The 3,957-nt window shown below is 64.8% G+C and carries 2 protein-coding genes; both read left to right on the plus strand.

The annotated features are described in order from the left end of the window. A partial coding sequence (locus tag RMO18_RS20300; RefSeq protein WP_309668336.1) for an ATP-binding domain-containing protein occupies nucleotides 1-1,188 on the plus strand: 1,188 nt, incomplete at its 5' end. Between the two features lie 10 nt (nucleotides 1,189-1,198). Continuing rightward, nucleotides 1,199-3,781 (plus strand): VapE domain-containing protein, encoded by a 2,583-nt coding sequence (locus RMO18_RS20305; protein WP_309668337.1) that lies wholly within the window; start codon nucleotides 1,199-1,201, stop codon nucleotides 3,779-3,781. The last annotated feature ends 176 nt before the right edge of the window (nucleotides 3,782-3,957 follow it).

A 3,957-nucleotide genomic window follows, 5' to 3' on the forward strand; every position in this document is an offset into this window, starting at 1 on the left:
CTGAAGTTTGCCCTGGACGACCTCGGCCTGTCACCCCACCGCAGCGCCAAGGACGGCAGCTGCGTACCGGGCGTGGTCACCGCCACCTTCACCGGCAAGGCCGCATTGGTTCTGAACCGCAAGGGCACGCCCGCGCGCACCATCCACAGCCTGATCTATTCGGTGATCGAGTCGACCGAAGAAGAAGTCGCAGCCGCCGCCGTAAAGGTGCAGGTGGCGGAAACCGCCGCCCGCAGGCTGACGGGTTTTGACCGGACGGCGGCCGAAGCCGGGATCGAGGCAATGCGCCAGGCGCTCTCGGCCATGAAACACCCCCGCTTTGCCCTGAACCCGCAGAGCGACGCCGCCGATGCCAAGCTGATCGTGCTGGATGAGGTGTCAATGGTGGGCGAGGAGATGGCGCGCGACCTGATGAGTTTCGGCAAGCCGATCCTTGTGCTGGGCGATCCCGGCCAGTTGCCCCCCATCAAGGGCGAAGGTGCCTTCACCCGCGACGCGCCCGACGTGATGCTCACGGAAATCCACCGCCAGGCGGCCGAAAGCGCGATCATCCGGCTGGCCACCATGGCGAGGATGGGCGAACCCATCGGATTCGGCACTTACGACACTTTCGTGGCAAAGCTGCGCAAAGGCGACATCACCCCGGATCAGGCACTTCGGGGCGGACAGTTGATCTGCGGTCTGAACGCGACGCGGCTGCAGTTGAACAACGCCATGCGCGCGGCAGCGGGGTTTGGCGGGACATACCTGCCCACCGGCGCGGCAGAAAAGATCATCTGCCTGAAAAACCAGAACGACCTCGGGCTGATCAACGGCATGTTTCTGACGCTGGAAGGCATCGTCGACGAAGGCAGTCTCCATTTCTCGGCCATAGTCCATGATGAGGATGGTCGCCGGGTCGGGCCCCTTGATCGCGACGGCCGACCGGGCCGTTTGCGCGTCTACAAGGGGCATTTCGAGGATCATGTCGCCAATGACCCCAAACGTCACGACCGTGACTGGAAGGACAAGCGCCTTCTGACCGAAGCCACCTTCGGCTGGGCGATCACAGCCCACAAGGCGCAGGGCTCGCAATGGGAGAATGTCATCGTCTGGGATGACGGGATGGGCCGTACCGATCTCGACCGCCGCCGCTGGCTTTATACCGCGATCACCCGGGCCGAACGTGGCCTGGTGCTGCTGGCATAAAGGGAACGCGATGATCGACCTGAACGATGTCGCCACTTCCAACCCGCGCCGTGATCTGGCGGCGGTGCGTGACCGGCTGGCCATCACGGCCAACGACTGGCTGCCGCAGTTGTTTCCGGAGGCGCAGCTTGCCCGTGACCGGCGCGCGTTGCGTTGCGCCGATCTTTCCGGCCGGGCCCCGCGCAAGGAGGGATCCTGCACCATCCATCTCGATGGGCCCTATGCCGGCTGGGGTTTCGATTATGCCACCGGCGAGCGTGCGGGCCCGATCGACTTGATCGCACAGGCAACCGGCCTCTCTGACGGAGCACTTTTCGACGCGGCGGCGCGCATCGCGGGCATGGACCACCCGGCGCCTCGGTCCGCACCGCGCCCAAAGCCCGATCATTCCGCCGAGATCGCCAGGCTTATCGCTGGCGCCGTCCCGTTGGCGGGCTCCGTGGGTGAAGACTACCTCCGCGCGCGCGGGCTATCGGATGCTGCCTCGCCGGATCTGATGTTCTATCCTGACCTTGCTGATTTCGAGACCAAGCGCGGTTGGCCGGGGCTGATCGCAGTGGCGCGGTTCGCCAACGGTGATCGGTCGCCCGGCATCCATAGGACATTTCTTCTCGATGACGGCAGCGCTAAGGCCCCCGCGGGCAAGAAGATGCTGGGTTCGGTGGCAGACGCCGCAGTGCGCCTCTATGCCATGCCAGACGACGGCCACCTTGGCGTGGCCGAAGGCATCGAGACGGCAATTGCCGCACACGACCTGTTCGGCACAGCGGTTTGGGCGGCCCTTTCGGCCGATGGGCTGGCGCGCTTTCGCTGGCCCGAGGGCACGACGCGCATCACCATCTACGCTGACGCGGGCGATGTCGGGCGTCAGGCCGCCGCGACCTTGTCCGACCGGCTGAACCGGGCCGACATTCCAAATGAAATCGTCTTGCCCCTCCACGGCGATGATTTCAACGACGACCTGATGCGTGGAACCTGCGCCGCTGATTATCGCTCTGGCGAGGGCGCTGCTGCGACCAGTCCGGCGGCCGAGCTGGAAACCCGCCCTTTCGGCGACAATGACATCGCGGCTCTCGTCACCGCTGCCGAGGCACTGACCGACCCACCCGACATCACGACCCTTGGCCAGCTTCTCGGCCGCATCGCACTTGCGCGGTTGGACCCGCTGCCAGTGCGCCAGATCCTCGCGCACATCAAGGTCGCGACCGGAATTCCCATGGCGATCCTCGAAAAGCAGATGACGGAACTCGGTCGCCGCGTGAACGCCAGTGGCGATCCGAATGCACGCATTTCCAAACCGGCTTGGTACAACCGCCTGCGTCAGGACATGGCGGGAACACCAGAACGCAACGAAGCCAATGTCATCATTGCCCTGACCTCCGATGTCGCCTTCGCCGGAGTTCTGGCCTTCGACGACTTCGCGCAGGCAATCGTTGTGCGGCAACCGCTGCCATGGGATGGCGCGACCGGCCCATTTCCCCGCCCGTGGGAGGATACGGACGAAGTTCGCACCGCCGAATGGCTGCAACTGCGCGGCGTCAACGTCGCCCCCATGGTGGTCGGACGTGCCATTGGAGCGGTGGCACGCGATCATCGCATCCACCCGGTTCGGGACTGGCTGGATCACCTGCGCTGGGATGGCACGCGCCGGATCGAAACGTGGACCAGCACCTATCTCGGGGCCGAACCCACTGCCTTCCATCACACCGTTGGCGCGCTGTGGCTGATTTCTGCGGTCGCCCGCATCTTCCGGCCGGGGGTCAAGGCCGACCACATGCTGATCCTCGAAGGCCCGCAAGGCGCGCGGAAGTCCACCGCACTCAAGGTGCTGGCGGGCGAGGAATGCTTCACCGACGAGCTGCCCGAGCTGGGGTCCAAGGACGCGGCGATCCACATGCAGGGGATCTGGATCGTGGAAATCGCTGAACTCGACGCCATAGGCCGCGCAGAAGTGTCCCGCATCAAGGCGTTCCTGACCCGCACCACCGACCGTTTTCGCCCGCCCTATGGCCGCTACACTGTCGAGGTTCCCCGTCAATGCGTCTTCGCGGGCACGGTCAACCCCGACACCTATCTGCGCGACGAAACCGGCAACCGCCGCTTCTGGCCGCTCCGCTGTGGTACCATCGACATCGCGGCTCTCGCCCGCGACCGTGACCAGGTCTGGGCCGAAGCCGTCCACCGCTTCCGCGAGGGTGCGATCTGGTGGATCGACGATGCGGCGCTATTGGCAGAAGCCCGCGAAGAACAGGATCGTCGCTACCAGTCCGACGCCTGGGACGATCTTATCGAACATTGGATGACACACGAGATCCGGACGGTTTCGGACGGTTTCCCCGACTACGGCAACTCCCGCACGGAAAGCGTGGCGCGAGCGACGCCGCTGGCAGACGTGTCGGTGGGCGAGATCCTGGAAGAGGCCATCGGGCTCGAACCCGCCCGCTGGACCCGCGGCGACCAGATGCGCGTCTCCGCCTACCTCAAGGCAAACGGCTGGGAGCGGTATCGACGGCGCGATGAACGCGGACGCGAAGCGCTACGGGAGTGGCGGTATCGGATACCTCCGAAGACGATCCCCTGCACACGGGCGTGATGCGAGGAACTTGCGTAGGATACTGGATGATGGAGAATTCGGGTTGGCAGAGACTAGATGCTGTGGCAAAGATGAGAAAGAATACATCAGGGAGACTGGCGAAGTGACATACCAAGAGCGGGTCGCAGCATGGATCACCGCGTGCTTCCCGACCTCGGTGCGCGGAAACGTGTCCG

It is taken from the genome of Tabrizicola sp. (genome assembly GCF_031377265.1).
In the GTDB taxonomy this organism is placed as follows: Bacteria; Pseudomonadota; Alphaproteobacteria; order Rhodobacterales; family Rhodobacteraceae; genus JAUYQR01.

Excerpts from the sequence above, each read along its gene's own strand:
- RMO18_RS20305 (WP_309668337.1), top strand. The coding sequence starts at position 1,199 with ATGATCGACCTGAACGATGTCGCCACTTCCAACCCGCGCCGTGATCTG.